Here is a 25566-nt window from a genome sequence, read left to right as displayed (position 1 = left end):
TCTATCCTGTTGCCACCCCAAGCGAATCGAAGGAGTGAGTAATGCAACAGGAAATCGTCTTCTACACCAACCCCATGTCGCGGGGCGGTATCGTGCACTGGATGCTCGAGGAGCTCGGCGCCCCCTATCGCCTGGAGGTCCTCGAGTACGGTGCGCCGATGAAGTCGCCCGAGTACCTGGCCATCAACCCCATGGGCAAGGTGCCGGCGATCCGGCACGGCGATGTGGTGGTCACCGAGGCGGCGGCCATCTGTGCCTATCTCGCCGATGCCTTTCCCGAGGCCGGCCTGGCACCGGAGACGACGGCTCGTGGTGACTACTATCGCTGGCTGTTCTTCGCCGCCGGCCCGGTGGAGACGGCGATCTCGCTGCAGAGTTGTGGGGTACGACCCACCGCCGAGCAGCAGATGCAGTTGGGGTGCGGTGCCGTCGCAACGGTGATCGATACGCTGGCGATGGCGGTCAAGGACCGGCGGTATATCGCGGGCGACAGTTTCACCGCGGCGGATGTGTATGTCGGTTCGCACATCGGCTGGGGCATGCAGTTCGGCACCCTCGACAGGCGTCCCGAGTTCGAGGCCTATTGGGCGGGCCTGAAGGAGCGGCCGGCGCACCGGCGTAGCGAGGCATTCATCGAGAAGGCCATGGCGGAACAGCGATAGCACGCGGACCGGCGGGGTCAGGAACGTTACACTTCACCTGACCCCATTGCCCGGATGTTCCCCCATGACCGACGCCCGCCTGAAGAGCCCCGCCACGGCGCGCAACCGCGAACCGATTCTCGAGGTGTTGACCTCCATTCTGCCCGCACGGGCCCGGGTGCTGGAGGTGGCCAGCGGTAGCGGCGAGCATGCCGTGCACTTTGCATCGGCCATGCCGGGCTGGGAGTGGCAGCCCAGCGACCCGAACCCCCATGCGCGCCGGTCGATCGAGGCGTGGCGGACCCATGCCGGCCTGGCCAATCTGCATGAGCCCATGGCGCTGGATGTGTCCATCATCTGCCCGGCCGGCCCCTATGATGCCATGGTGGCGATCAATCTCCTGCACATCTCGCCGTGGGCGGTCACCGAGGCACTGATGGCCTGTGCCGGGAAGCGGTTGCCGCAAGGTGGCGTGCTCTATCTCTACGGGCCCTTCCGGCGCGAAGGGCATCCTACGGCGCCCAGCAACGCGGCCTTCGATGCCGACCTGCGGGCGCGGGATCCGCGCTGGGGTATCCGGGAGCTCGGCGCGGTGACGGCCGAGGCCGAGCGCCAGGGGCTAGCCCTCGCCCGCGTGGTGGAGATGCCCGCCAACAACCTCAGCGTGGTCTTCCGCCAGGGCGCTTGATGCCGCGCCCGTCACTCGGGGATCTCGCCTGGCACTCGGTACTCGATCGGTGCCGCCTGACGCTCCTCGCGGGGCTTCGTTTCGTCCTCGGGAGGGGTGCCCCACAGCGTCTCGCGGCTGCCGTCGGGAAAGGTGTAGGTGGTGCAGCCGGCGAGCAGGGCGAGGGTCAGGCCGGCGGTAGGCAGCAGGAGACGGTTGACTCGAGTCACGGTGAATCCCTTCATGAAGTCGGAAATAGGGCCAGCCTGCGGGCCGGCCGTGTGGTCGTCAAGGGCCAGGTCGGCGTCATCCGGAGATGCCCAGCAGGATGGGCACATGGACCACCGGCAGCATGAACACCGCGTAGATGATCATCGGCACCGATGGCAGGTTGACCACCCCGATGGTACCACTGGCGGCGTTCGGTCGAGTTCCCGGGCATTTCATGGTGAACGGATGGGTTCTGGTGATGTCTCGGGGAGGGCTGATGATTCTAGCCCCCCTCGGCGCCGGCGCCGCGCTGCATGCTGCCGCCGGTAACGTCACCTTCCGTCACCACGGGGTGTCATCGCCGGGAAGAACGGGTTAGGGTCCCCGTGCCCTGGATAGCCATACCTTTGATAGTAATGGAGTTTTCATGACCGTACTCAAGTCGCTCGCCGTCTCTACCCTGACACTCGCCCTGGCCGCCCCGGCCCTCGCCCAGCAGATGGCCCCGGGGCAGGGGCAGGCCCCCAGTGCCGAGGACCAGGTGAGCCAGCTCGATGAACTGGTCGATCTCGACGACAACCAGCAACAGGAGCTGGTCACCCTGCTCAACGACTCCCAGAGCCGCATCCAGTCGCTGGAGGGGGAGGCCCAGCAGGTCCAGATGCAGCTGCAGGAGAGCGTCGGCCCCGAGTTCGACGAGACCGCCATTCGCCAGGACGCCGAGCGTCTCGGCCAGCTCACCGGCGACATGACGGCCGAGAGCGTGCTGATGCAGGCACGGGTCGAGGCCACCCTGACCCAGGAGCAGCGCGACGAGCTGCAGCGGCAGATGGAAGCCCAGCAGGAGCAGATGCGCCAGATGCAGGAGCAGATGCAACAGCAGCAACAGCCGCAGTAATCTCGGCCCGAGTGACGGGCAGCGGCAGGTCGGTGACAGACCGGCGCGAGGAAGCGGCGGCCCGGGTGGGCCGCCGCTTTTTGTCGCAGGGGTGGCTCAGGCCGCGCCGATCTGGTGCTTGACCTCCAGATAGGCGGCAAGGCCCCAGGGGCCGAGCTCGCGGCCGATGCCGCTGCGCTTGACACCGCCCCAACCGGTCTCGGGCAGCACCAGCTGCTCGCTGTTGATCCAGACGCTGCCGGCCTGGAGCTGTCGCCCGATGCGTCGGGCTCGCTCGGCAGTGCCGCTGACCACGGTGGCGGCCAGGCCGAAGTCGCTGTCGTTGGCGAGGCGGATGGCCTGCGCTTCGCTGTCCACGCTGCGCCCGCACAGCACCGGGCCGAAGATCTCCTCGCGCCACAGGCGGCTCTCCACCGGCACGTCGCGATAGAGGGTGGGGGCGAGAAAGAAGCCCTGGCCGGGCAGCTCTCGATGGCGGGCGTCGCGCACCGCGGCGAGCCCCTCCTGTTCGGCGATGGCGAGATAACCCTGTACCGCCTCGCGCTGACGGGCACTGGTCATGGGGCCCATGGTGGTGCCCTCGGCCAGGGGGTCGCCCAGCACCAGGGCATCGATACGCTCGGCCAGGGCGGCGTAGAGCGGTTCGGCCACGGCCTCGTGGACCAGCAGCCGTGAGGTCGCCGAGCAGATCTGTCCGGCATTGAAGTAGAGGCCCGCCATCACCCAGTCGGCGGCCCGTTCCGGGTCGGCATCGTCCATCACCAGGATCGGCGACTTGCCGCCGAGCTCCAGCGACACCCCGGCGGTGCGCTCGGCGGCGGCGTGCATCACCGCTTCGCCGACCCGGTTGCTGCCGGTGAAGGAGACCTTGTCGACGGATGGATGGGCAGCGAGGGGGGCGCCGATGCCCTCGCCGTCGCCATGCAGCAGGTTGAGTACCCCGGCGGGCAGGCCGATCTCGAGGGCGATCTCGGCCAGGGCCCGCTCGGGCAGCGGTGTCACCTCCGAGGGCTTGAGTACCGCGGTACAGCCGGCGGCGAGCGCCGGGGCGAGCTTCCAGGCGCTGGTCACCAGCGGGAAGTTCCAGGGGGTGATCAGCCCCACCACGCCCACCGGGTCGTGGTAGCAGCGGGCCTCGACGCCCTCCATCCCCAGGGTCACCGGCCGGCCCTGGCGGGCGTCCAGGGCGCGGGCCTGATCGGCGTAGTAGCGGTAGCAGGCGATGGCGTCGTCCAGGTCGATGGCGGCCTCGGCGAGTACCTTGCCGTTGTTGGTGGACGAGAGGCGCATCAATGCCTCGCGGCGGCGGGTCAGGGCGTCGGCGAAGCCATCGAGGTAGTGAGCCCGCTCGGCGCCGGAGCGCGCTCGCCAGGTGGGCAGCGCACGGCGCGCCGCGGCCACGGCGGCGTCCACATCGGCGGGGTGGCCAGCGGTGACCTCGGCGATCACCGCCTCGGTGTAGGGGTTGGTCACCGGCAGCCGACGTTCGCCCCGGGAGGCCACCCAATGGTTATCGATAAACTGCTGGTCGAGGCGTTGCATGGTGACTCCTTCGGTGTCGGTCAGGCTGAGGTGAGCGAGCGCTGCCAGGCGTGGGCATCCACCTCGATCAGCAGGGGGCCGTCGGTGGGGCGGGCGGCCAGGGCGCGGGCCAGTTCGGCGGGGCCGCCGACCCGGGTCGCCAGGCAGCCGAAGCCGGCGGCCAGGGTCTGGAAGTCCGGGGCCTGGATATCGACGCCGAGCCGCTCGACGCCGTGGGCGTCCATGTAGCGACGGATCTCCTCATAGCCCTGGTTGTGCCACAGCAGGATCACCACCGGCAGGCGCTCCTCCACGGCGGTGGCGAGCTCCGAAAGGGTGAACATCATCCCGCCGTCGCCGACCAGGGCGATCACCGGCAGCGCCGGCTGGCCGAGCTGGGCACCGAGCGCGGCCGGCAGCCCGTAGCCGAGGGTGCCGTAGCCGGTGGAGGCATTGAAGTAGCGCCGCGGCGCCGGTTGCGCGACCAGGTGATTGCCGGCATAGACCGGGGCGGTGGAGTCGCCGACCAGGATCGCCTCGGGCAGGGCTTCCTCGAGCGCGGCGTAGAGCGGCACGAAGGGGGCAAGGGCCGGGTCATGGGACAGGCCGAGGGCGGCCTGCACCCGGGCGGTGCGCTCGCGCCCGCCGCGAGCGAGGGGGGCGGGGAAGTGCGCGAGCAGTTGCTCGAGGCTGCGACCGGCATCGCCCACCAGGCCGAGGCTGACCGTCTGGTTGCGAACCAGCTGCTGGGCGTCCACATCGATGCGGATCAGTCGCCCGGTGAGGTCGAAGCCGTCGTCGAACACCACGTCGTAGTCGGTCTCGCCGAGCTCGGTGCCCACGGCGAGGATCACATCGGCCTCGCGGGCCAGCTCGCGCACCGCGGGCAGGCTGGCGTTGGCCCCCAGGTCCAGGGGATGGTCTCGGCCCAGCAGGCCCTTGGCGTTGATGGTGGTGGCGGTGGGCGCATCGAGCCGGGTGACCAGCTCCCGGGCCGCATCGGGGGCGGCCACGCAGCCGCCGCCGAGCAGCACCAGGGGGCGCTGGGCCTCGCGCAGCCACTGGGCGGCCGCCGTCAGGCCCTCGGGGTCCGGCACCGGCCGGTACAGCCTCGGCGCCTGCCAAGTGGCGGGGGGAGAGGCCGGGGCGTCGAAGAGGTCGATGGGGATCTCGATGTGTACCGGTCCCGGACGCTGGCCCTGGAAGACGGCGAAGGCGCGGGCCAGCACCTCGGGCAGGGCGGCCGGATCGAGCAGGGTGTGGCTGAAGCGCGAGACCCCGGCCATCAGTTGCTGCTGGCTTGCCAGCTCATGCAGTCGGCCCTGACCGCGCCCCAGGGTGTCGCGGCGGTTGACGCTGGAGATCACCAGCATGGGTACCGAGTCGGCCAGCGCCTGGCCCATGGCGGTGGCGATGTTGGTCATCCCGGGGCCGGTGATGATCAGGCAGACCCCGGGCCTGCCGGTGGCGCGGGCATAACCGTCGGCCATGAAGCCGGCGCCCTGCTCGTGGCGCGGGGTGACGTGGCGCAGCGCGCCGTCGGTGAGGCCGCGATAGAGCGCGACGGTATGCACCCCGGGGATGCCGAAGACGGTGTCGACGCCGTGGGTGTCGCGCAGCAGGCGGATCAGCAGTTCGGCACAGGTCATGGTGAACCTCTCTGGGCTACGGGCTACGGGCGACGCTGTGGGTTGCGCGCGACTCGAGGCCCGTTGCGCGTGGCTGGTTAAAAGAAGAACGCATGGGCCATGAAGGCGATGATCGGCAGGGTGATGGCGGTGCGCAGCAGGAAGATCACCACCAGTTCCCACAGCTTGATCGGAATCTTCGACTTGAGCAGCAGGGCGCCGATCTCCGACATGTAGATCAACTGGGTCAGCGACAGGCAGGCGATCACGAAGCGCGTCAGCTCGCTCTCGATGTTGGTCGCCAGTACCGCCGGCAGGAACATGTCGGCGAAGCCCACCAGGGTGGCCGGGGCGGCCGCCTCGGCTTCGGGAATGCGCAGCAGCTCGAGCACCGGCACCATGGGGTAGGAGAGCCAGGTGAACAGCGGCGTGAACTCGGCCAGTATCAGCGCCACGGTGCCGATGGCGAATACCAGCGGCAGCAGGGCGAGGAAGATGTCGGCGACATTGAACAGGGCGTTGCGCACCAGTTCCCGGGGGCCCGGGGCCTTCTCGGCACGGCGTACCGCCTGCAGCAGGCTGTAGCGCAGCAGCCCCACCTCCTCGGTGCGCTTCTCGGCGAGCTGGCAACCCACCGGTTCGTAGTAGCTGTCGGGCTTGCGCGACAGCGGCGGCAGCCGCGGCACGATGACGGCGGCGATCAGGCCGGCCACCACCACGGTGAAGTAGAACTGGACGAACAGGTGGTTGAGGTCGACGAAGCTGGTGATCAGCAGGCTGAAGGCGATCGATACGATGGAGAAGTTGGTGGCGATCACCGCGGCCTCGCGGCGGTTGTAGAAGCCCGTCTCGTACTGCTGGGTGGTGATCAGCACGCCGACGGTGCCCGAGCCCATCCAGGAGGCGGTGGCGTCGATGGCGCTGCGACCCGGCAGGTTGAAGATGACCCGAAATGGCTTGCGCACCAGGCTGCCGATGAATTCCATGAAGCCGAATTCGACCAGGAAGGGCAGCAGCAGGGCGGCGAAGAAGAAGAAGGTCAGCAGCACCGGCGCCAGGTCATTGAGCATCACCCCGCCGGTGAAGGAGGCGGTAACGAACTCGGGGCCGAACTGGAAGAAGGTCATCAGCGCGAAGGCGGCACCGAGCAGGCGCATGCCGAACCACACCGGGCCGACGTGGAACATGTCGCGCATCACGCCGTGCTCGGCCCAGGCCGGGCGGGCCAGCTTGATATAGAGCGTCGCCACGACCGAAAGACAGAGCACGAATACCGCGATGGCCGGCAGGGCGCCATCGAGCAGGGCCTTGAGGCCGTCGGCCATCAGGCCCATGCCGATGTTGATGGTGTCGCCCACCTGGAACGGGACCAGGAACAGGCTGACCCCGATCAGCGAAGGGATCAGGAACTTGAAGAGATCGCGGCGTTGGAAGCCGCGCTCACGAGCGGCGTCGTTGCCGGTGGATTCGAGAGCGGACATAGGGGATACCCCACGGATTGTTGTCGTTGGCAATGGTTCGATGCGAGCGAGGACGAGGGTCGGCGAACTCAGTCGCGGTGCTGGACGCCGGGCAGGACGCAGAGCATCTCGTAGAGCAGGGTGGCGCCCATCAGCGCGGTGTTGCCGCTGGGGTCGTAGGGAGGCGAGACCTCGACCAGGTCACCGCCGACGATGTTCAGGCCGGTGGCGCCACGGACGATCTCCAGGCCCTGGGCCGAGGTCAGGCCGCCCATCTCCACGGTGCCGGTACCGGGGGCCACCGAGGGATCGAGGCCGTCGATGTCGAAGGAGATGTAGACCGGGGCGTCGCCCATCTGCTCGCGCACTTCGGCCATCAGCGGGGCCAGCGACCTGTACCAGCACTGCTCGGCGGTCACCACGCGAAAGCCCTGTTGGCGACACCAGTCGAAGTCCTCGGCGGAATAGCCGGTGCCGCGCAGGCCGATCTGCACCACCTTGTTCTCGGCCAGCAGGCCCTCTTCCTGGGCGCGGCGGAAGGGCGTCCCATGGGCAATGGGTTCGCCGAACATCTGGTCATTCACGTCGGCGTGGGCATCGATATGGATCAGCCCCACGGGGCCGTGCCTTGCGGCGATGGCACGCAGGATCGGCAGGGTGATGGTGTGCTCGCCGCCGAGCGTGAGCGGGGTGCAGCCATGGCCGAGCACCTGGTCGTAGAAGGCGGTGATGATCTCGATGCTCTTCGGCAGGTGGAAGGTGTTGATCGGCACGTCGCCGATGTCGGCCACCTGGAGGCTGTCGAAGGGGGCGGCCCGGGTCGCCATGTTGTAGGGCCGCAGCATGCGCGACTCGTCGCGGATCTGGCGGGGCCCCAACCGGGTGCCGGGGCGGTTGGAGGTGCCGATGTCCAGGGGCACGCCAATGAAGGCGGCATCCAGGCCCTCGGCGCTCGGTCGGGAGGGCAGGCGCATCATGGTGGCCGGGCCGCCGAAGCGGGGCATCTCGTTGCCGCCGAGGGGTTGGTTGTAGTGGTGCATCGGGGTCTCCTCAGATATCGCCCTGTCGGGGTATGGGTGCTCGAAGACGAGTCCAGACGTCCTTGCATAGGGTGTGCCAGATTTTAGCCTGCTGATTTCATGAGGTTTTTCATTTTGGCGATGCGTTCTTGCATCATTGGGCCGCGTAGTGTGATGCAATAATGTATTGTTGATGCATAAGTGAATTGCCAGGCGGGCCAGGAGGGGGAACCGGATGGGCCATATCGACAGCCGTGTGCTCCAGACCATCATCGAGACGGCCAACGACCATTTCTTCATCGTCGATGGCGAGGGTCGGGTGCTCGACGTGAGCCCGGGGGCCGCCGCGGTCTACGGCATGTCCCGGGAGGCACTGACCCGGGCCACGGTGCAGGAGCTCGAGGCCCGAGGCGTGCTCAAGCCATCGATCAGCCTGGAGGTGCTGCGTACCGGGCGGCCGGTGCAGCTGATGCAGGTGACCGGCACCGGGCGCCGGGTGATCGCCGAGGCACACCCGGTGTTCGTCGACGGTCGCATCGAGCGTATCGTCAGCCGTTCACGGGATCTCACCGACCTGCAACTGCTGCAGGACGAGTACGCCCTGCTGCAGAAACGCTTCAGCGAGCATCTCAGGCGCAGTCATGCCGGAGCGGTCGCCGATGACGGGGGGCTGGATGATGCCCTCGAGGCGCTCCAGGTGCGTAGCGGGGTGATGCGCGAGGTGGCGCTGTTGCTCAAGCGGGTGGCGCCGTCGGACGCCACGGTGCTGATGCTGGGGGAGTCCGGTGTCGGCAAGACCGCCTTTGCCCGCCAGTTGCATCGCTGGAGCCGACGTGGCGAGGGGCCCTTCGTCGAGGTCAACTGCGGTGCGATTCCCGAGAACCTCTTCGAGTCGGAGATGTTCGGCTACCAGCCCGGCGCCTTCAGCGGCGCGGCACGCCAGGGCAAGGCGGGGCTGCTCGAGCAGGCCGAGGGGGGCACGCTGTTTCTCGACGAGATCGGCGAACTGCCGCTGTTGATGCAGACCAAGCTGCTCAAGGTGATTCAGGATGGAACCGTCACCCGGCTCGGCGATACCCGGCCGCGGCGGGTGGACTTCCGGCTGGTGGTCGCCACCAACCAGGACCTGGCGCGCAGCGTGGAGGCGGGGCGCTTCCGGCTCGATCTCTACTATCGGCTGAATGTGATTCCGGTGACGCTGCCGCCGCTGCGCGAGCGGCGCGAGGATATCCCCGCCCTGGTGGAAAACTGCCTGGCGAGCCTCAACCGGCGCTACGGCCGGCAGAAGCTGCTGCACGCCGGCGCCTGGTCGGAACTGATGGGCAGCGACTGGCCGGGCAATGTGCGTGAGCTGGAGAACTGGCTGGAGCGCGCCTGGCTCTCGGCGCCCGGCGACATGATCGAGGCGCCGCCATGGCGTGCCGTGTCGACTCCGGTCATGAGGCCGGGAGGCGGCGTCGATGGCGACGAAGTCGTAAAGCCGCCGGGTGTCGCCCCGGGCGAGTCGCTGCCGGACTACCTGTCCCGCGCCGAGCGCGAGGTGCTGGCGACGTTATGCGGGGAGCTGGCCAGTACCTACGCCATCGCCGAGCGTCTCGGCATCAGCCAGCCCAGCGTGGTGCGCAAGCTCAGACGGCACGGGTTGCGGATTCACCGGGCATGACGAGCCCCGTGGCCTCGTGCCACGCGCGATGCGGCCCTCGGTCGACACGCTTGTGATCGGCTGACGCCGTGGGCGGCGGTGTTAACGTCCCGTTCCCCAGTGGTGCTTCAGTTCATCTCGGGTGACCTTGTCGATGATCACTTCCGGATGATGTCGGTGGATCGCCGAATAGATCTCGTCCTCGCGATCGGCAGGGACGTCCACCATCATCAGGAAGGCCCCGTTCTCGATGTCCTCCTCGTACTTGTCGACCTTCACGTCGTGCACCGACACCCCGATCATGGTGCTGCTCCAGATGCCGAACAGGCCGCCGAACACCATCATGCCGAGGATGAGCAGGACAAAGCTGATGCCGCCGATGGCATTGTCCAGGATGACGTAGGCGACGATACCCAGTACGAGGCCTAACGGGATGCCATACTTGAGGCCACGCACTGCGGCATTGATCACATCCGAGGTTTCGCGCAGGGTGGCGTTATGCACCCCCTGTTCTTCCAGGTGCTTCCAGTCTCTGCCCGTGACATGAACCTCATCCTTCTTCAGCTTGAGGTCGTTCAGTTCATGGGCGATGTTGACGGTGGTATCCAGGTCGGGGGTCAAGAAATACAAGCGACTCATATTATTCTCCTGTCCAGCAACACTGAGGAACCGGGGCGGATGCCCGAACGTCCTCCTGCTCCTTTCCAGTCAGCCGTCTCCCTGTCTCCACTGCAGTGGCAGCGATCCACGTCATGGTGCGCTGAGGTCTGCCACGGCTCATCGGATGAGTCGCTGCCGCCCTGACCGCAGGTGGGACTCCACTACTAAGGTTGTCGATAAAGTGGCGATCGGCAAGCCGGGGAACTCCCGGCGACGCCAGCAACGAAAAACCGCCACCCGGCATGACCCGTAAGTGGCGGTTTCTCTTGATGTCCATGGTCGGAGCGACAGGATTCGAACCTGCGACCTCTGCAACCCCATTGCAGCGCGCTACCAAGCTGCGCCACGCTCCGACACGTTTTCGGTGACTGGTGGCTGTTGCCAGTGGCCCCCGAGAACGAGGCGTATACTAGCGCGTTGCGCGACAAATGAAAAGCCCTCTTTGCGCTTCAGTTTCAATCGCTTGGCTCCGGCGCCCGCGAGAGGCAGGCGTCATGCGACGTCGCTCGGCCCTGTTGCTTCGTCTGGTGCCGATGTTGGCGGGCTTCCGGGGCAGTCACTATAGTGACTCCATAATGTACTCACTTGCGAAACGCGCAGTGGGGTGCAAGGGGAGGGGCGGCCAATGGCGATAGCGATTGCTGTCATCGTATTAGCGCTGGGGTCGATACTGTTCTTCTTTTTTAGTCCCTGGAGTCTGACCCCGCTGGCCTCCAATTGGGGTGCCATCGATGACACCATCCATATCACCCTGTGGGTCACAGGCGCGGTGTTTGTCGCCGTCAACCTGTTCCTTGCCTACGTCATCATCCGCTATCGCTACCACAAGCAGCGGCGGTCGCACTACGAACCTGAGAACAAGAAGCTCGAAGCCTGGCTCACCGGCCTGACGACGATCGGCATCGCCGGCCTGCTGGCTCCCGGCCTGCTGGTGTGGGGCTCCTTCGTCTCGCCGCCCGAGGAGGCCCACGAGGTCGAAGTGGTGGGGCAGCAGTGGCACTGGAGCTTTCGCTTCCCCGGAGAGGACGGCCGCTTCGGTGCGGTGCACAACCGCCACATCAGCGATGACAATCCCTTCGGCATGATCGATGACCCGGCCGGGCAGGACGACGTCCTGGTGGAGAGCCCCCGCCTGGTGCTGCCGGTCGATCGCCCCGTCAGGATGGTGCTGCGCTCCAAGGACGTGTTGCACAACTTCAAGGTCGCCAACTTCCGCGCCAAGATGGACATGCTGCCGGGCCAGACCTCCTACTTCTGGTTCACGCCCACCGAAGTCGGCGAGTACGAGATCGTCTGTGCCCAGCTGTGCGGCATCGCCCACTTTGCCATGCGCGGTCGTGTCGAGGTGGTGGAGGAGGAGGCGTTCGAGGAGTGGCTCGCCGGCCAGCCCACCCATGCCGAACTCGCCGCTCGCGAGCCGCCCGACCCGCAGGCGGGAGAGGGGCACTATGCCACCTGTGCCGCCTGCCACGGCCGCGAAGGTCAGGGCAACCCCGACCTGAATGCGCCCAAGCTCGCCGGTCTCGAGGGCTGGTATCTGGAGCGTCAGCTCGAGCTGTTCCGCAACGGGGCACGCGGCACCCATGATGACGATACCTTCGGGCAGCAGATGCGCCCCTTCGCCGCCTCGCTTCCCGATCGGCAGGCGGTCACCGACATCGCCGCCTATATCGAGGCGCTTCCGGACGAGCCGGTCGAGGCCAGTCTCACCGGCAATGCCGAACGGGGCGCGAGGCTCTACCGGACCTGCGGCTCCTGTCACGGCAACGAAGGCCAGGGGATCCGGGCTACCAATGCCCCGCGCCTGGCCGGCATGCCCGACTGGTACCTGGCGAGGCAGTTGCAGAACTTCCGGGAGGGTGTCCGCGGTCGGCATTCCGAAGACCCCTACGGCAATCAGATGGTCGACATGGCCCAGATGCTGGTCAACGAGCAGGCCGTCGACGATGTGGTGGCCTACATCATGACGCTACCCCGGGCGGGGCAGGTGCTGGCAGCGGTTAACCCCAGCGGCGAGGAGGAGTAAGCGATGGCGGAACATGGGCAGGAAAGCGCTTCCTACGCCGCGGCAGGCGACCTCGAGGAGATGGAACTCGTCCACCCCAGGACCTTCATCGGTAAATACATCTGGAGCCAGGATGCCAAGGTGATCGCCATCCAGTATGGCCTGACCGCGATGGCCATCGGGCTGGTGGCCCTGGTGCTGTCGATCCTGATGCGGCTGCAACTCGGCTTTCCCGGCGTCTTCTCGCTGATCGACCCGAGCAGCTACCTGCAATACGTGAGCATGCACGGCATGATCATGGTGGTCTACCTGCTTACCGCGCTGTTCCTGGGTGGCTTCGGCAACTACCTGATTCCACTGATGTGCGGCACTCGGGACATGGCCTTTCCCTATCTCAACATGTTGAGTTTCTGGTTCTACCTGGTGTCGGTGCTGATCCTGGTGGCGGGCTTCTTCGTGCCGGGAGGGGCCACCGGGGCGGGTTGGACGCTCTACCCACCCCAGGCGATCAGCCCGGGCACGCCGGGAGCCGACGGCGGCGTCCTGCTGATGTTCGTGTCGCTGATCGTGTTCATCGCCGGCTTCACCATGGGGGGACTGAACTACATCGTCACGGTGCTGCAGGCCCGCGCCCAGGGCATGACGCTGATGCGCCTGCCGTTGACCATATGGGGCATCTTCATGGCCACGGTGATGGCGCTGCTCGCCTTCCCGGCGCTGCTGGTGGCGGTGTTGATGATGATGTGCGACATGCTGCTGGGCACCAGCTTCTTCATGCCGGAAATGCTGACACTGGGAGAGCAGTCGGCACACGAGGGTGGTAGCCCGCTACTCTTCCAGCACCTGTTCTGGTTCTTCGGCCACCCCGAGGTCTATATCGTGGCGCTGCCTGCCTTCGGCATCGTATCCGACATCCTGGCCACCCATGCGCGCAAGAACATCTTCGGCTATCGCATGATGGTCTGGGCGATCATCATCATCGGGGTGCTGAGCTTCGTGGTCTGGGCTCATCACATGTTCGTCAGTGGCATGAATCCCTATTTCGGCTTCCTGTTCGCCACCACCACCCTGATCATTGCGGTACCCACCGCGATCAAGGTCTACAATTGGGTGCTGACCCTGTGGAAGGGGAATATCCATCTGACGGTGCCGATGCTGTTTGCCATCGGCTTCATCTTCACCTTCGTCAATGGTGGCCTGAGCGGCCTGTTCCTGGGCAATGTCACGGTGGACGTTCCGCTGGCCGATACCTACTTCGTGGTCGGCCATTTTCACATGGTCATGGCCGTGGCTCCGGTACTGGTGGTGTTCGGTGCCATCTATCACTGGTACCCCAAGATCACCGGGCGGATGCTCGACGATACCCTCGGCAAGATCCACTTCTGGGTGACCTTCCTGGGCGCTTACGCCATCTTCTATCCCATGCATTTCCTGGGGTTTGCCGGTGTGCCACGCCGCTATTATGCCTATGGCGAGACCGGTTATATCGCCGATTCGGTCCAGGCCCTCAATGCCTTCATCAGCGTGGCGGCCATCATCGTGGCGCTGACCCAGCTGATCTTCTTCTTCAATCTCGTCTGGAGCTACTATCGCGGGCGCGAGTCGGGCCCGAACCCTTGGCAGGCCACCACCCTGGAGTGGCAGACCGCCCACACGCCGCCTCGCCACGGGAACTTCGGTGAGCGGCTGCCGGTGGTGTATCGCTGGGCCTACGACTATGGCGTGCCCGGTGCCAAGCAGGATTACCTGCCACAGAACATGCCGCCGGAGGAGGTGGAGGCCGCCAGCGACGATGCCGAAGCCGACGGCGAGGTGCGGCCATGACGATTTCGCTGGTGTTCCTGGCCGTCTTGATGCTGGTCTTCGGCGGCTGGCTGTTCAGTCACTCGATCAATGTGCGTCCCTGGGAGGCACAGTCGGAAGCCACCCCGGCAGAGGGGATCACCAACCGTGCCAGTCACCTGCCTCTCTATTTCACGGCGGCGCGGGTGGGGCTGGTGGTCTTTCTGGCGGTGGTCACCGCGGTGTTTGCCTTGACCATCAGCGCTTACCTGATGCGCATGGAGATGGGGCCTGACTGGCGGCCGTTGCCGACTCCCGGTCTGCTGTGGCTCAACACCGCCAGCCTGGTGCTGGGCAGTGTCGCCTTGCAGCGGGCCTGGGCGGCGGCCAAGAAGGGGAATGACCAGGTGCTGCGGCGGTGTCTGATGCTGGGCGGGGGCCTCACCATCGCCTTCATTCTCGGGCAGGGCGTGGTCTGGTGGCAACTGCATGATGCCGGTTACTACCTGGCAGGGAATCCGGCCAATGCCTTCTTCTTTCTCATGACCGCCCTGCATGCCCTGCATCTCCTGGGAGGACTGGTGGCCTGGGGGCGCACCCTGCGCAAGGTCCAGCGGGGGGCGTCAGCCGTGGAGGTGCGGGCGAGCGTCGAACTCTGCGCCCTGTACTGGCATTTCCTGCTGCTGGTCTGGGCCATTCTCTTCGCGCTGGTGCTGTCGACGTGAGTCGGCAAGCTGACAGGAGGGCATGACGATGGTCAATCCAAGCCCCGGCGACCCGGGATCACCCCATGGCATGAAGGGCCTGGTCACGGACTGGTCGGCGGATCGGCGGGTCTTCGATGTGCCATGGGGCAAGGCGATGATGTGGATCTTCATCCTCAGCGATGTGTTCATCTTCGCCTGCTTCCTCGTCGGTTACATGGTCTTGCGGATGTCTACCGTCGAGCCCTGGCCGGATGCCAGCGAGGTGTTCGCCCTGACCGTGGGCGGGCAGTCGATCCCGCTGCTGCTGATCGCCATCATGACCTTCATCCTGATCAGCAGTAGCGGCACCATGGCGCTGGCGGTCAAGTACGGGTACGAGAAGGACCGCCGCAAGACCGCTGTCCTGCTGCTGCTGACTGCGCTGCTCGGAGCCACCTTCGTCGGCATGCAGGCGTTCGAGTGGACCGTGCTGATCGGAGAGGGGGTGCGTCCCTGGGGCAATCCCTGGGGGGCCGCCCAGTTCGGTGCGGTCTTCTTCCTGATCACCGGCTTTCACGGCACCCATGTGACCTTCGGCGTCATCTTCCTCATCATCATGACGGCCAAGGTGCTGCGCGGGTCTCTGGACGACCAGCGCCCCGGCTTTCTGACCGGCCGCAAGGGCCGCTATGAAATGGTCGAGACCCTGGGGCTCTACTGGCACTTCGTGGATCTGGTCTGGGTATTCATCTTCGCATTCTTCTACCTGTGGTAGACGCAGGAGGTCGACATGGCAAAGGCAACTCCTCAACAGCATCCCCTGCGTATCTATCTCTGGGTCTGGTTGTGGCTGTTCGTGCTCAGCGTCTTCTCCTACCTGGTGGACGTGTCGGGTATGGAAGGGTTCCTCAAGTGGTTCCTCATCACGTTGTTCATGCTTCTCAAGGCCGGCCTGATCGTTGCCTTCTTCATGCACATGGCCTGGGAACGCCTGGCGATCATCTATACCATCCTCGTGCCGCCGGGGGTATTGCTGTTCCTGGCGGGATTGATGGCGATGGAATCGAACTACACGCTGGTATCGCGTCTGACCTTCTTCGCCAACTGATGTCGCCGGCTCCGGCGGCGAGACTCGTCGGGCTTCTCCATACCCATCGCCTCCGCGCGGACGCGGAGGCGGGGCGGGTCAGAGCTCTTCCCAGATCCGTTCGCGGAACTCGTGGGAGAGCTGTGTCGCCTTCTCCATCCGCTGCATATGGGCATCGGTGACATCCTTGACCAGCTTCTGGTAGCGCTCGTGCATCTCGGCAGGCGTGCTGGGGGCATCCTCGCCCTTGAAACACTCGGCCATGCGCTGGCCGCTCTCTGCCATGGCCTTGAGGTACTGGGCCTCGAACTGCATGGCCTCGGCGAGGCTTTCCATCCAGGCCAGCTGCATGCGGGCCAAGGGGCTGGCACTCTGTAGCCACTGCTGTTGCCACCATGCGAGCATCGGTTCGGTCGTAGGCATTGCCGGGGTGGACGAGGTAGGTCTGCGTTGGCTCATGACGGGCTCCTGTTGCCTGCTTGAGTGACGGATGGCGGTCGTGTGGTGGAATATCCGTAGGTAAAGTATAGGTGTCGGTCGGAGCGCTGCCTGCTTCCTGCCAGGTTGTTGCGTGCCCGACTGATGCCGGTCAAGGCGTCGCAGCCTGCCTGCGACCAAAGGATGAGAAAGGCGGCCGGGATAAGGAGTGAACGGTTATGTGGAGCGTGATCAAGTCGGTGCTGGCCGCCTTCTTTGGGGTGCAGAAGGAGCGTCAGCGTCGGGCGGATTTCGAGACGGGGCGCCCCGTCGTGTTCATCGCCGTCGGGGTCGTCATGACGCTGGTCCTCATAGGGCTGGTGGCCCTGGTGGCCACGCTGGCCGCTCGCTGAGTCCGTGCCCGAGGCGGCAGCGTTGAAATCGGGGGCGACGATTTATGGTATTGATGTTGGCTGACGAATCCTGTAACTCTTCTCTTGTCGTCCTGTATCTCGATAAATCTAATTAAGAGAAAGGGCAACAACAGAAGGATGGCTCCGACGATCCTGGCGATGTCTCTGGAGCCGTGGCGGTTGACGACAACAACGACGACAAGGAGGCGCCGATGCGCACGTTGCTCGTGTGGGTGGCGGGGTGCTGGACCCTGGCCGGGCTCAGCCCGCTTGCACTGGCCAACGGCTGGAACATGCCGGTCGGGGTGACGGACCTGAGTCGCGAGATCTATTCCCTGCACATGACGATCTTCTGGATCTGCGTAGCCATCGGCGTGGTGGTCTTCGGGGTGATGTTCTATTCCCTGTTTCGTTTCCGTCGCTCGCGGGGGGCCAAGGCCGACAATTTCCACGAGAACACCACCGTCGAGGTGCTGTGGACGGCGATCCCGCTGCTGATCCTGGTGGGCATGGCGGTACCTGCTACCGCCACCCTGGTGAAGATGTACGACGCCTCCGACGCCGAACTCGACGTGATGATCACCGGGCAGCAGTGGCGCTGGCGTTACGAGTACCTCGGGGAAGACGTCGCCTTCACCTCCAACATGAGCACGCCGCGGGCGCAGATTCGCGGCGAGGAAGCGCGTGGTGAGCACTATCTGCTGGAAGTCGACGAGCCCCTGGTGCTGCCGACCAACCGCAAGGTGCGCTTCCTGATGACGGCGGACGACGTCATTCACTCCTGGTGGGTGCCGGACCTGGCGGTCAAGCAGGACACCATCCCCGGCTTCATCAACGAGAACTGGGTGAATATCGACGAGCCGGGTATCTATCGCGGCCAGTGCGCCGAGCTGTGTGGCATGGACCATGGCTTCATGCCGATCGTGGTGCATGCCATGGAGGGCGAGGAGTTCGACGAGTGGCTGGCCGAGCGCAAGGAGGCCGCCGCCGAGGAGGCGCTGGGCGTCGATCGCGACTGGGAGCTCGACGAGCTGATGGAGCGTGGCGAGGCCGTCTACGGCAGCATCTGCGCCTCCTGCCATCAGGCCGAGGGCCAGGGTGCCCCCCCGGCCTTCCCGAGCCTGGCCGGCAACGAGCGCTTGATCGAAGACGTCGAGTGGCATGTCCAGACCATCGTCAACGGCGTCTCGGGCACAGCCATGCCGGCTTTCCGCAGCACCCTGAACCCGGTCGAGATCGCTGCCGTGGCGACCTTCACTCGCAACGCCTGGGGCAACGACACCGGCGATGCCGTGCAGCCTTCGGAGATCGCCGAGCAGCTGGCGCAGTAGCGGGCTGAGCGATTCCGTGTCCCGGACAAGAACAACGCATTCAGGAGAGTGCCGATGGCGCCCAAGTTACCCCCGCAGCCACCCCTTGAACACAGCTCCGCTGCTACTGCCGGCGGTGCCGCCGCCCATCACGCACCGCCCAGGGGCATGCTGCGCTGGCTGCTGACCACCAACCACAAGGAGATCGGCAGCCTCTACCTGATCTTCTCGCTGATCATGTTCTTCATCGGCGGCATCTTTGCCCTGGTGGTGCGCGCCGAGCTGTTTCAGCCCGGCCTGCAACTGGTGAACCCCGAGTTCTTCAACCAGATGACCACCATGCATGGCCTGATCATGGTCTTCGCGGCGGTGATGCCGGCCTTCACCGGGCTGGCCAACTGGATGATCCCGCTGCAGATCGGTGCCCCGGACATGGCCCTGCCACGGCTCAACAACTTCAGCTTCTGGTTGTTGCCGGTGGCCTTCCTGCTGCTGCTCTCCACCCTGTTGATGCCGGGCGGCGGGCCCAACTTCGGCTGGACCTTCTACGCGCCGCTGTCCACCACCTTCGCGCCGCCGTCCACCACCTTCTTCATCCTCTCGTTGCATATCGCCGGTATCAGCTCGATTCTCGGGGCGATCAACATCGTGGCCACCATCCTCAACATGCGTGCCCCGGGCATGCGGATGATGGACATGCCGCTGTTCGTGTGGACCTGGCTGATCACCGCCTTCCTGTTGATCGCCGTGATGCCGGTGCTGGCCGGTGTCATCACCATGATGCTGATGGACATCAACTTCGGCACCAGCTTCTTCAACGCGGCCGGTGGCGGCGACCCGGTGCTCTTCCAGCATCTGTTCTGGTTCTTCGGGCATCCCGAGGTGTACATCATGATCCTGCCGGCGTTCGGCATCGTCTCGGCGATCATTCCCACCTTCGCCCGCAAGCCGCTGTTCGGTTATGCCTCCATGGTCTATGCCACGGCTTCCATCGCCCTGCTGTCTTTCCTGGTCTGGGCTCACCACATGTTCGTGGTCGGCTTGCCGCTGGTGGCCGAGCTGTTCTTCATGTACACCACCATGTTGATCGCCGTACCCACCGGGGTGAAGGTGTTCAACTGGATCACCACGCTGTTCCGTGGCTCGATCACCTTCGAGCCGCCGATGCTGTTCGCCCTGGCCTTCGTGGTGCTGTTCACTATCGGCGGTTTCTCGGGGCTGATGCTGGCGATCGCGCCGGCCGACTTCCAGTATCACGATACCTACTTCGTGGTGGCGCACTTCCACTACGTGCTGGTGCCGGGGGCGGTGTTCGCCATCATGGCCGGTGTCTACTACTGGCTACCCAAGTGGACCGGCCACTATCCCAACGTACGCCTGTCCCAGTGGCACTTCTGGCTGTCGGTGATCGGGGTCAACCTGACCTTCTTCCCCATGCACTTCTCGGGGTTGGCCGGCATGCCGCGTCGCATCCCCGATTACGCCCTGCAGTTTGCCGACTTCAACCTGGTGTCGAGCCTGGGGGCCTTCATGTTCGGCGCGTCGCAACTGGTGTTCGTGGCGGTGGTGATCCTCTGCGTTCGCGGCGGCGAGAAGGCGCCGGCCAAGGCCTGGGAGGGAGCCGAGGACCTGGAGTGGAGCGTGCCGAGCCCGGCCCCGTTGCACACCTTCGAGACGCCACCCACCTTCAGTCCCCATGTACACTGAGGTGAGGATGCCATGAGCCACGAGGATCACGACGCCCGTTCCCGAAATCCCGGCGTCAGGCGGACGGTGGTGCGGTCGGTGGCGGCGCTGATCGGCATGTTCGCCTTCGCCTTCGCGCTGGTGCCACTGTATGACGTCTTCTGTCGTGTCACCGGCATCAACGGCAAGGTGGACAACACCGCCCAGGCCGTCGTCCACGAGGGGGTGGACGACTCCCGCTACGTCACCGTCCAGTTCATCACCCGTGGCAGTTCCGGGTTGCCATGGCGAATGGAGGTGGAGACCCGCCAGGTGCGTGTCCATCCCGGCCAGACCAGCGAGGTCAACTTCACCTTCCGCAACCAGAGTGCAGAAGCCAATTGGGGGCGGGCGGTGCCCAGCGTCTCCCCCTCACGGGCATCACGGCACCTGCGCAAGGTCAGCTGCTTCTGCTTCGACGAGCAGTATCTGGAGGCCGGCGAGCGTCTCGAGCTGCCGCTGGTCTTCCAGCTGGCGCGCGACCTGCCTCCCGACGTCAATACCGTAACCCTGGTCTATACCCTGTATCCGGTCACCGATGCTCGAGCTCCCCTGCGGGCACAGGTGACTGCCGGCAAAGGAGATGAGGCATGAGTGGTGGCAGCTATTATGTTCCCGCAACCAGCAAGTGGCCGATACTGGGGTCCCTGGCGCTCGGCGTGATGATGATCGGTACCGGCATGGTGCTGGTGCACGGGCGCGGGACCCCGGTGATGGCGACGGGGCTGGCGGCGGTGCTGGCGGTCATGGCCCTGTGGTTCCGTGACGTGGTCAGGGAGTCCCGCCGGGGGCTCTACGATGCCCAGATGGATCGCTCCTTCCGTTGGGGGATGGGCTGGTTCATCTTCTCCGAGGTGATGTTCTTCGCCGCGTTCTTCGGGGCGCTGTTCTACGTCCGCACCTTCGCCATCCCCTGGCTGGATGGCGAGGGCGCCAAGGGGGTCGCGGCGCTGTTGTGGCCCGACTTCACCGCCAGCTGGCCCTTGATGAATCCGCCGGATTCGTCGATCGCGGGGCCCGCGGCGACCTTCAGCCCCTGGCAACTGCCATTGGTCAATACCCTGATCCTGGTGGCCTCGAGCATCACCTTGACCGTGGCCCATGAGGGATTGAAGGAGGGATACCGCGATACCACGCGCAACTGGCTGTTCGCCACCCTGTTGCTGGCCATCACCTTCATCGGTATCCAGGGGGTGGAGTATTACGAGGCCTACACCCACTATGGCATCACCCTGCAGGCCGGCATCTATGGGGCGACCTTCTTCCTGCTCACCGGCTTCCACGGGCTGCACGTGATCATCGGGGCCACCATCCTGGCGGTGATGTTCGTGCGTATCCAGCGAGGTCACTTTTCCGGTGACAACCACTTCGGGTTCGAGGCCTCATGCTGGTACTGGCACTTCGTCGACGTGGTATGGATCGGCCTGTTCCTGTTCGTCTATGTTTTCTAGATCGGGGTTTTCCAGATCGGGGTTTTCCAGATCGGAGTTTTCCAGGCCGGAGTTTTCCACACCGGCCTCATGGGGTCAGCCGGCAAGGCCGTCGACGTAGAAACCGTAGAAGAGCAGGCCGAGCAGGGTGGCCGCGAGTGCCACCCGGACCTTCAGCGAGACCAGCAGCCGACGCGACTGGCTGTCGTCACGCAGGAGAAAGCCGGCACCGGCAGCCAGGCTGGTCACCATGGACAGGAACACCAGGGCAATCAGGATTTTCAGCAACATGAGGCACTCCTTGGCTCGCGAAGACATCCAGCATGCCTGTGCAGGGCGACGGCGGCAACGTCTCTGGTGGGCCTTCTGGTCGCCGCTGGTAGTACTCGGGCTGATGCTGGGGGCCTGGCAGTGGGAGCGTGCCGCCGAGAAGCGCGATTATCTGAGCCGGCTCGAGACGGCCCCCCATCTGATGGCGCCCCGGGACCGGCCGCCGGAAGGTACGCGGGTGACGCTTTCCGGCGAGTACCTGGCCGAGCAGACGCTGTTTCTCGACAACCGCACCCTCGATGGCCGGCTCGGCGTTGCCGTGCTGACCCCGTTGCGTGGCGACGACGGCCGCCTGTGGCTGGTCCAGCGCGGCTTCCTCGTCACCGGCACGACCCGCGACACGCCGTCGGTCACGACGCCTGCCGGGCCGGTGACGCTGGAGGGCGACTGGCAGCCGGCGGGGGACGGCGGCCCGCTGTTCGGCCCCAATCGCGAGGGGCAGCGGTTGCAGCAGATCGATCTCGCCGCCTGGTCGCTCGACTTCGCCCATGACGGCTGGCTGCACCTCGCGTCCGGCCCGGGCCATCTCGACTCCTGGTGGACCCCCAGCGTGATGCCCCCCAGTCGTCATCTCGGCTATGCCGTTCAGTGGTGGGGGCTGGCCCTGGCGGCCCTCGCGGTGATGCTGGTCGGCGGGCGTCGCCTGAGTCGTGACCGCGATGAGCCTGCCGCTTCCCTGCACCTCGATTCACTGCCGTCCAAGGAGACGCGACAATGAGCGCACCCCGTGCCGTTCGTCATCCACGATTCAAGCTGCTGGCGTTGCTGGCCGTCTTCGTGCTGCCGTTGCTGGTGGCCTGGGTCATGGTGGCCTGGCGTATCGGCATTCCTGAGCAGCGCACCGCCCACGGTGAGCTGGTGCCGGACATTCCGGCCCTGGCGGAGTGGCCGCTGGCCGAGCCCCATGCGCCACTCGAGGGCGGCGACTGGGTATTGGCCTTCGACTGCGCCGGGAGCTGCGAGGCGCTGGCCGACCAGTGGTGGCGACTGCATCGGGCGCTGGGGAGTGAGGCGCATCGGGTCAGCCGCCTGAGGATCGGTGGCGATTCGCAGGCGCTGCCCGGCGAAGTGGTAGCGCGCTGGTCGACACCCCCCGGCTGGCGGCGGCCCGATCAGCTGTGGGTGCTCGACCCCCGTGGCGAGGCCGTGCTGGGCTACTCGGCCGGCGTCGAGCCCCGGGATGTGCTGGACGATATCAACAAGCTGTTGCGCATGAACCCGGAGTCTTCGGTGAAGAGTGCGCGTCAGGTGGCGCAGCAGTGAGTGGTCCGCAGTGGGCGGAAACGAGAGGCGAGGTGGCGATGACGAAGCCGGAGAGCGGGTTGCGCCTGCTGGTTACCCTGAGCCTGGTCGGGGTGGTGTTCACCATCGGGGTCATCCTGGTGGGTGTCTGGACGCGTCTGGTGGACGCCGGCCTGGGGTGTCCGGATTGGCCGGGCTGTTACGGGCGGCTGGTGGTGCCGGATGCCGAGCGGGCGCTGGTCCACAGCCCCGACATGCCGCTCGAGAGCTTCAAGGCCTGGGTCGAGATGATTCATCGCTACGTGGCCTCTACCCTGGGGCTGCTGGTGATCGCCCTGGTGCTGCTGGGGTTCCGGCTGCGCCGTCGCGCCGGCTATCCCTGGGGCCTCAGCCTCGCGCTGCTGGTGGTGATTCTGCTGCAAGGGGCCTTCGGCGCCTTCACCGTGACGCTCAAGCTGTGGCCCCAGGTGGTGACCCTCCACCTGCTGGGCGGGCTCTCGGTGATGCTGCTGTTTCTCTGGCTGCACCTGCGGCTGCGTCGCTTCGCGTCAGGCGACCTGACGCTGGGAGGCGTACCGGCGCCGCGGCGCCCCCTGACGCCGCTCTGGGGGCTGGCCATGGTGCTATTGCTGCTCCAACTGGCGCTGGGGGGCTGGGTCTCGAGCAACTATGCCGGCATCGCCTGCCAGGGTTTCCCGACCTGCAACGGCCAGTGGTGGCCGGACACCGACTGGAGCGAGGGGTTTCATCTGACCCAGACCGTGGGGCCCAACTACCTGCACGGCCAGTTGCATGCCGACGCCCGGACCGCCATCCACTTAGGCCATCGCCTGGGGGGCGTGGCCCTGGGACTGGGTCTGCTGCTGCTGGCGTGGCGTCACTGGCACGAACGTCGCCTGAGGCCCTGGCTGGGCGCCCTGGTCGGCGGGTACGCTGTACAGCTGGGGCTGGGGATCGCCAATGTGCTGTTGTGGTTGCCGCTATGGCTGGCCTTGCTGCATACCGCCGGGGCGGTGGCGCTGGTGGTGCTGATGGCCCTGGCCGTCTGGGCCTGGCGGGAACCGGTCGGTCAGGACGAGAGACAACAACCCGCGGAGAAGGAGTGGGCACATGCCTAATGCGGTGATCGAGCGTGCCGAATCGCTGACGGAGGCCCAGTGGGGCTGGCGGGATCTGGTGACCCTGTGCAAGCCGAGGGTCGTGATGGTGATGCTCGCCTGTGCCCTGGTGGGGATGGCCCTGGCCAGCCCGGTACTGCCGTCGCTGTCGGTGGTGGTGTATGGCCTGGTCGGCATCGGCCTGGCGGCCGGCGGCGCCGCGGCCTTCAACCACGTGGTGGATCGTCGCCTGGATGCCATGATGCTGCGCACCTCGCGGCGTCCCCTGGCGTCGAGGCGCATGCCGACCTCGGTGGCGCTGGGCTGGGCCACGCTGCTGTCGGTGGCGGGGATCGGCCTGCTGATCTGGCAGGTCAACGTCCTGACCGCCTGGCTGACACTCGGCTCCCTGCTCGGGTATGCGCTGGTCTATACCGCCTTCCTCAAGCGGGCCACGCCCCAGAACATCGTCATCGGCGGAGTGGCGGGGGCGGCGCCTCCGTTGCTCGGCTGGACGGCGGTGACCGGCCAGCTCGGCCCGGAGCCGTTGCTGCTGCTGCTGATCGTCTTCGCCTGGACGCCCCCCCACTTCTGGGCCCTGGCGATCCACAAGCGGGACGAGTACGCCAAGGCCGGCGTTCCCATGCTCCCGGTGACCCATGGCGAAGCCTTCACGCGGCTGCAGGTCTGGCTCTATGGCTGGCTCACCGTGGCCGTCACGCTGCTGCCTTTCGCCATCGGCATGAGCGGCGCCGTCTACCTGGCCGGGGTGATGGCGCTCAACGCCCGTTTCATGTACTGGAACTGGAAGGTGTGGCGAGGACAGGACCCGAAGGCGCCGCTGGCGGCGTTCTGGTTCTCGATCCGTTATATCCTGGGCGTCTTCGGGGTGCTGCTGCTGGATCACTATGCTGCGGGCTGGGCCCTCTGGTCCTGATATCATCCCAAGGCGACGATCAGGAAGTAGAGCATCAGGGTGAGCACGAAGCCGGCGATGCCGGGCAGACCGCCTCCGGCGGAGGCGGGGATTGGGGTGCGGCGCCGGGCCATGTAGAATGCGTGCCCAACCCAATGACCCTCGTGGAACCCTGATGACGACCACCACTGCGCTGATCCTGCTCGGTGCGGGCCTGGCGATCATCGCCGGCCTGGCCGCCTATGCCTTCACTCTCCGCCAGGAGGTCCGCCGTCGCGAAGCCTTGCGTATCGAGGAGCAGCGACGTGCCCACGACAATTGCCTGGAGAACCTCGAATTGGTGGCATCGGCGCTGCTGCAGGAACAGGTGGACGTGACCGAGGGCGCCTGGCGCTGCAAGGTGCTGCTCGAGATCCTCGACTCCCGGCTCATGGAGCGTCCCGCGTTCCAGGCCTTCGGCGAGGTCTACGCTCGTACCCGCCACCTGCATACGCATTCCGCCCGTGAGGCACTTACGCCTAGGGAGCGCTTCCGGGAAGATCGCGAGCGGCTGGCCGTCGAGGACGAGCTGCGTGGGGCGGTCCTGGAGGCCGCCAGGGCGGCGCTGGCCTTTCGTCGCGACTGGCCGCGGAGCCTGCACTGAGCCTTTGCGCAAGCCGCGTTGATCGCACACTGTTTGATTATCCGTGGCGTGCTGTGCCGTTAATGTCATAAGATGACGATTGAAAGATACGCCGGGCTCCGGCAAGCTTGCAGCGCCAGGAAGGCGTCAATCGCTTG

General features: G+C 66.0%; 28 protein-coding genes and 1 tRNA gene. 19 read left to right on the top strand and 10 right to left on the bottom strand.

Translation table 11 applies throughout. The annotated features are described in order from the left end of the window. Window positions 1-41: 41 nt before the first annotated feature. Together C1H66_RS05925 and C1H66_RS05920 are read left to right on the top strand one after the other, a co-directional pair. Complete coding sequence (locus C1H66_RS05925) at window positions 42-662, top strand: glutathione S-transferase family protein (RefSeq protein WP_102626974.1); 621 nt, start codon at window positions 42-44, stop codon at window positions 660-662. A gap of 64 nt (window positions 663-726) precedes the next feature. Next, window positions 727-1329: a DUF938 domain-containing protein gene (locus C1H66_RS05920; RefSeq protein WP_102626973.1), complete on the top strand. Its 603-nt coding sequence runs from the start codon at window positions 727-729 to the stop codon at window positions 1327-1329. Window positions 1330-1340: 11 nt separating this feature from the next. On the opposite strand, the gene C1H66_RS05915 is transcribed toward C1H66_RS05920, so the two are convergent. Further along, window positions 1341-1538, bottom strand: a complete 198-nt coding sequence (locus tag C1H66_RS05915) for a hypothetical protein (RefSeq protein ID WP_240618221.1) — start codon at window positions 1536-1538, stop codon at window positions 1341-1343. Between the two features lie 76 nt (window positions 1539-1614). Then, window positions 1615-1755, bottom strand: a complete 141-nt coding sequence (locus tag C1H66_RS22820; RefSeq protein WP_170064097.1) for a hypothetical protein — start codon at window positions 1753-1755, stop codon at window positions 1615-1617. A gap of 190 nt (window positions 1756-1945) precedes the next feature. Here C1H66_RS22820 and C1H66_RS05910 point away from each other — a divergent pair, with 190 nt between their 5' ends. Then, entirely contained in the window at window positions 1946-2416 is a 471-nt protein-coding gene (locus tag C1H66_RS05910; protein ID WP_102626971.1) for a periplasmic heavy metal sensor, read from the top strand. Between the two features lie 96 nt (window positions 2417-2512). Here the strand turns inward: C1H66_RS05910 and C1H66_RS05905 are convergent, their stop codons facing one another. From C1H66_RS05905 to speB, 4 genes are all read right to left on the bottom strand, one after another. Beyond that, entirely contained in the window at window positions 2513-3958 is a 1446-nt protein-coding gene (locus tag C1H66_RS05905; protein WP_102626970.1) for an aldehyde dehydrogenase family protein, read from the bottom strand. Window positions 3959-3978: 20 nt separating this feature from the next. Beyond that, on the bottom strand, window positions 3979-5586 hold the full coding sequence (locus C1H66_RS05900; RefSeq protein WP_102626969.1) for a 5-guanidino-2-oxopentanoate decarboxylase: 1608 nt from the start codon (window positions 5584-5586) through the stop codon (window positions 3979-3981). 77 nt (window positions 5587-5663) lie between these two features. After that, window positions 5664-7046, bottom strand: a complete 1383-nt coding sequence (locus tag C1H66_RS05895) for a YjiH family protein (protein ID WP_102626968.1) — start codon at window positions 7044-7046, stop codon at window positions 5664-5666. 68 nt (window positions 7047-7114) lie between these two features. Continuing rightward, window positions 7115-8065, bottom strand: coding sequence for an agmatinase (speB, locus tag C1H66_RS05890; protein ID WP_102626967.1), 951 nt, complete (start codon window positions 8063-8065; stop codon window positions 7115-7117). Window positions 8066-8279: 214 nt separating this feature from the next. Here speB and C1H66_RS05885 point away from each other — a divergent pair, with 214 nt between their 5' ends. After that, on the top strand, window positions 8280-9707 hold the full coding sequence (locus C1H66_RS05885; RefSeq protein WP_102626966.1) for a sigma-54 interaction domain-containing protein: 1428 nt from the start codon (window positions 8280-8282) through the stop codon (window positions 9705-9707). An 81-nt stretch (window positions 9708-9788) separates the two neighbouring features. On the opposite strand, the gene C1H66_RS05880 is transcribed toward C1H66_RS05885, so the two are convergent. Together C1H66_RS05880 and C1H66_RS05875 are read right to left on the bottom strand one after the other, a co-directional pair. Beyond that, complete coding sequence (locus C1H66_RS05880) at window positions 9789-10325, bottom strand: DUF1269 domain-containing protein (RefSeq protein ID WP_102626965.1); 537 nt, start codon at window positions 10323-10325, stop codon at window positions 9789-9791. Window positions 10326-10622: 297 nt separating this feature from the next. Then, window positions 10623-10699 (bottom strand) — tRNA-Pro (locus C1H66_RS05875). 272 nt (window positions 10700-10971) lie between these two features. On the opposite strand from C1H66_RS05875, the gene C1H66_RS05870 reads away from it, so the two are divergent. The 5 genes from C1H66_RS05870 to C1H66_RS05850 are packed head-to-tail and all read left to right on the top strand — an operon-like array spanning window position 10972 to window position 15927. Then, window positions 10972-12372, top strand: coding sequence for a c-type cytochrome (locus C1H66_RS05870; protein ID WP_102626964.1), 1401 nt, complete (start codon window positions 10972-10974; stop codon window positions 12370-12372). A gap of 3 nt (window positions 12373-12375) precedes the next feature. Further along, the gene (locus C1H66_RS05865; RefSeq protein WP_102626963.1) at window positions 12376-14175 is read left to right on the top strand and encodes a cytochrome c oxidase subunit I; all 1800 of its coding nucleotides are present in this window, start codon (window positions 12376-12378) and stop codon (window positions 14173-14175) included. Continuing rightward, window positions 14172-14858: a cytochrome c oxidase subunit 3 gene (locus C1H66_RS05860; RefSeq protein WP_102626962.1), complete on the top strand. Its 687-nt coding sequence runs from the start codon at window positions 14172-14174 to the stop codon at window positions 14856-14858. The genes C1H66_RS05865 and C1H66_RS05860 overlap by 4 nt, the downstream gene beginning before the upstream one ends. 28 nt (window positions 14859-14886) lie before the next feature. Beyond that, on the top strand, window positions 14887-15594 hold the full coding sequence (locus tag C1H66_RS05855) for a cytochrome c oxidase subunit 3 (protein ID WP_240618220.1): 708 nt from the start codon (window positions 14887-14889) through the stop codon (window positions 15592-15594). 15 nt (window positions 15595-15609) lie between these two features. Next, window positions 15610-15927 (top strand): cytochrome C oxidase subunit IV family protein, encoded by a 318-nt coding sequence (locus C1H66_RS05850; protein WP_102626960.1) that lies wholly within the window; start codon window positions 15610-15612, stop codon window positions 15925-15927. Between the two features lie 78 nt (window positions 15928-16005). On the opposite strand, the gene C1H66_RS05845 is transcribed toward C1H66_RS05850, so the two are convergent. Continuing rightward, window positions 16006-16365, bottom strand: a complete 360-nt coding sequence (locus tag C1H66_RS05845; protein ID WP_146010687.1) for a hypothetical protein — start codon at window positions 16363-16365, stop codon at window positions 16006-16008. A gap of 197 nt (window positions 16366-16562) precedes the next feature. On the opposite strand from C1H66_RS05845, the gene C1H66_RS05840 reads away from it, so the two are divergent. The 5 genes from C1H66_RS05840 to C1H66_RS05820 all read left to right on the top strand — a co-directional run bounded on the left by C1H66_RS05840 (window position 16563) and on the right by C1H66_RS05820 (window position 21222). Further along, the gene (locus C1H66_RS05840) at window positions 16563-16736 is read left to right on the top strand and encodes a DUF2970 domain-containing protein (RefSeq protein WP_102626958.1); all 174 of its coding nucleotides are present in this window, start codon (window positions 16563-16565) and stop codon (window positions 16734-16736) included. A gap of 212 nt (window positions 16737-16948) precedes the next feature. Continuing rightward, on the top strand, window positions 16949-18067 hold the full coding sequence (gene coxB, locus C1H66_RS05835) for a cytochrome c oxidase subunit II (RefSeq protein WP_102626997.1): 1119 nt from the start codon (window positions 16949-16951) through the stop codon (window positions 18065-18067). 54 nt (window positions 18068-18121) lie between these two features. After that, a complete protein-coding gene (gene ctaD, locus C1H66_RS05830; RefSeq protein ID WP_102626957.1) occupies window positions 18122-19753 on the top strand; it encodes a cytochrome c oxidase subunit I in 1632 nt (543 codons plus the stop codon). A 12-nt stretch (window positions 19754-19765) separates the two neighbouring features. Then, window positions 19766-20365 carry a cytochrome c oxidase assembly protein gene (locus C1H66_RS05825; RefSeq protein ID WP_102626956.1) on the top strand — a complete coding sequence of 200 codons (600 nt, stop codon included), beginning with the start codon at window positions 19766-19768 and terminating at the stop codon, window positions 20363-20365. Next, on the top strand, window positions 20362-21222 hold the full coding sequence (locus C1H66_RS05820) for a cytochrome c oxidase subunit 3 (RefSeq protein ID WP_102626955.1): 861 nt from the start codon (window positions 20362-20364) through the stop codon (window positions 21220-21222). Before C1H66_RS05825 ends, C1H66_RS05820 begins: the two co-directional genes overlap by 4 nt. 75 nt (window positions 21223-21297) lie before the next feature. Here the strand turns inward: C1H66_RS05820 and C1H66_RS05815 are convergent, their stop codons facing one another. Then, window positions 21298-21492, bottom strand: a complete 195-nt coding sequence (locus C1H66_RS05815; protein WP_102626954.1) for a DUF2909 family protein — start codon at window positions 21490-21492, stop codon at window positions 21298-21300. Between the two features lie 10 nt (window positions 21493-21502). Here C1H66_RS05815 and C1H66_RS05810 point away from each other — a divergent pair, with 10 nt between their 5' ends. From C1H66_RS05810 to C1H66_RS05790, 5 genes are all read left to right on the top strand, one after another. Further along, window positions 21503-22249, top strand: coding sequence for an SURF1 family protein (locus tag C1H66_RS05810; RefSeq protein ID WP_240618219.1), 747 nt, complete (start codon window positions 21503-21505; stop codon window positions 22247-22249). Further along, window positions 22246-22794 (top strand): hypothetical protein, encoded by a 549-nt coding sequence (locus tag C1H66_RS05805; RefSeq protein ID WP_102626952.1) that lies wholly within the window; start codon window positions 22246-22248, stop codon window positions 22792-22794. Before C1H66_RS05810 ends, C1H66_RS05805 begins: the two co-directional genes overlap by 4 nt. A 38-nt stretch (window positions 22795-22832) precedes the next feature. Then, the gene (locus C1H66_RS05800; RefSeq protein ID WP_102626951.1) at window positions 22833-23891 is read left to right on the top strand and encodes a COX15/CtaA family protein; all 1059 of its coding nucleotides are present in this window, start codon (window positions 22833-22835) and stop codon (window positions 23889-23891) included. Further along, window positions 23884-24807, top strand: coding sequence for a heme o synthase (cyoE, locus tag C1H66_RS05795; protein ID WP_102626950.1), 924 nt, complete (start codon window positions 23884-23886; stop codon window positions 24805-24807). The genes C1H66_RS05800 and cyoE overlap by 8 nt, the downstream gene beginning before the upstream one ends. A 154-nt stretch (window positions 24808-24961) precedes the next feature. Continuing rightward, entirely contained in the window at window positions 24962-25429 is a 468-nt protein-coding gene (locus C1H66_RS05790; protein ID WP_102626949.1) for a DUF2489 domain-containing protein, read from the top strand. The last annotated feature ends 137 nt before the right edge of the window (window positions 25430-25566 follow it).

The sequence above is a fragment of the Halomonas heilongjiangensis genome, assembly GCF_002879645.1.
Classification (GTDB): domain Bacteria; phylum Pseudomonadota; class Gammaproteobacteria; order Pseudomonadales; family Halomonadaceae; genus Halomonas; species Halomonas heilongjiangensis.
The sequence above is the reverse complement of the archived record's forward strand: the minus strand, read 5'-3'. Positions and strand labels throughout refer to the sequence as shown.

Excerpts from the sequence above, each read along its gene's own strand:
- C1H66_RS05855 (WP_240618220.1), top strand. The coding sequence starts at position 14,887 with ATGGTCAATCCAAGCCCCGGCGACCCGGGATCACCCCATGGCATGAAG.
- C1H66_RS05920 (WP_102626973.1), top strand. The coding sequence starts at position 727 with ATGACCGACGCCCGCCTGAAGAGCCCCGCCACGGCGCGCAACCGCGAA.
- cyoE (WP_102626950.1), top strand. The coding sequence starts at position 23,884 with ATGCCTAATGCGGTGATCGAGCGTGCCGAATCGCTGACGGAGGCCCAG.
- C1H66_RS05790 (WP_102626949.1), top strand. The coding sequence starts at position 24,962 with ATGACGACCACCACTGCGCTGATCCTGCTCGGTGCGGGCCTGGCGATC.
- C1H66_RS05870 (WP_102626964.1), top strand. The coding sequence starts at position 10,972 with ATGGCGATAGCGATTGCTGTCATCGTATTAGCGCTGGGGTCGATACTG.
- C1H66_RS05840 (WP_102626958.1), top strand. The coding sequence starts at position 16,563 with ATGTGGAGCGTGATCAAGTCGGTGCTGGCCGCCTTCTTTGGGGTGCAG.
- C1H66_RS05805 (WP_102626952.1), top strand. The coding sequence starts at position 22,246 with ATGAGCGCACCCCGTGCCGTTCGTCATCCACGATTCAAGCTGCTGGCG.
- C1H66_RS22820 (WP_170064097.1), bottom strand. The coding sequence starts at position 1,755 with ATGAAATGCCCGGGAACTCGACCGAACGCCGCCAGTGGTACCATCGGG.
- C1H66_RS05880 (WP_102626965.1), bottom strand. The coding sequence starts at position 10,325 with ATGAGTCGCTTGTATTTCTTGACCCCCGACCTGGATACCACCGTCAAC.
- ctaD (WP_102626957.1), top strand. The coding sequence starts at position 18,122 with ATGGCGCCCAAGTTACCCCCGCAGCCACCCCTTGAACACAGCTCCGCT.
- C1H66_RS05825 (WP_102626956.1), top strand. The coding sequence starts at position 19,766 with ATGAGCCACGAGGATCACGACGCCCGTTCCCGAAATCCCGGCGTCAGG.
- C1H66_RS05910 (WP_102626971.1), top strand. The coding sequence starts at position 1,946 with ATGACCGTACTCAAGTCGCTCGCCGTCTCTACCCTGACACTCGCCCTG.
- coxB (WP_102626997.1), top strand. The coding sequence starts at position 16,949 with ATGCGCACGTTGCTCGTGTGGGTGGCGGGGTGCTGGACCCTGGCCGGG.
- C1H66_RS05895 (WP_102626968.1), bottom strand. The coding sequence starts at position 7,046 with ATGTCCGCTCTCGAATCCACCGGCAACGACGCCGCTCGTGAGCGCGGC.
- C1H66_RS05900 (WP_102626969.1), bottom strand. The coding sequence starts at position 5,586 with ATGACCTGTGCCGAACTGCTGATCCGCCTGCTGCGCGACACCCACGGC.
- C1H66_RS05860 (WP_102626962.1), top strand. The coding sequence starts at position 14,172 with ATGACGATTTCGCTGGTGTTCCTGGCCGTCTTGATGCTGGTCTTCGGC.
- C1H66_RS05905 (WP_102626970.1), bottom strand. The coding sequence starts at position 3,958 with ATGCAACGCCTCGACCAGCAGTTTATCGATAACCATTGGGTGGCCTCC.
- C1H66_RS05885 (WP_102626966.1), top strand. The coding sequence starts at position 8,280 with ATGGGCCATATCGACAGCCGTGTGCTCCAGACCATCATCGAGACGGCC.
- C1H66_RS05800 (WP_102626951.1), top strand. The coding sequence starts at position 22,833 with ATGACGAAGCCGGAGAGCGGGTTGCGCCTGCTGGTTACCCTGAGCCTG.
- C1H66_RS05820 (WP_102626955.1), top strand. The coding sequence starts at position 20,362 with ATGAGTGGTGGCAGCTATTATGTTCCCGCAACCAGCAAGTGGCCGATA.
- C1H66_RS05815 (WP_102626954.1), bottom strand. The coding sequence starts at position 21,492 with ATGTTGCTGAAAATCCTGATTGCCCTGGTGTTCCTGTCCATGGTGACC.
- C1H66_RS05845 (WP_146010687.1), bottom strand. The coding sequence starts at position 16,365 with ATGAGCCAACGCAGACCTACCTCGTCCACCCCGGCAATGCCTACGACC.
- C1H66_RS05850 (WP_102626960.1), top strand. The coding sequence starts at position 15,610 with ATGGCAAAGGCAACTCCTCAACAGCATCCCCTGCGTATCTATCTCTGG.
- speB (WP_102626967.1), bottom strand. The coding sequence starts at position 8,065 with ATGCACCACTACAACCAACCCCTCGGCGGCAACGAGATGCCCCGCTTC.
- C1H66_RS05865 (WP_102626963.1), top strand. The coding sequence starts at position 12,376 with ATGGCGGAACATGGGCAGGAAAGCGCTTCCTACGCCGCGGCAGGCGAC.
- C1H66_RS05925 (WP_102626974.1), top strand. The coding sequence starts at position 42 with ATGCAACAGGAAATCGTCTTCTACACCAACCCCATGTCGCGGGGCGGT.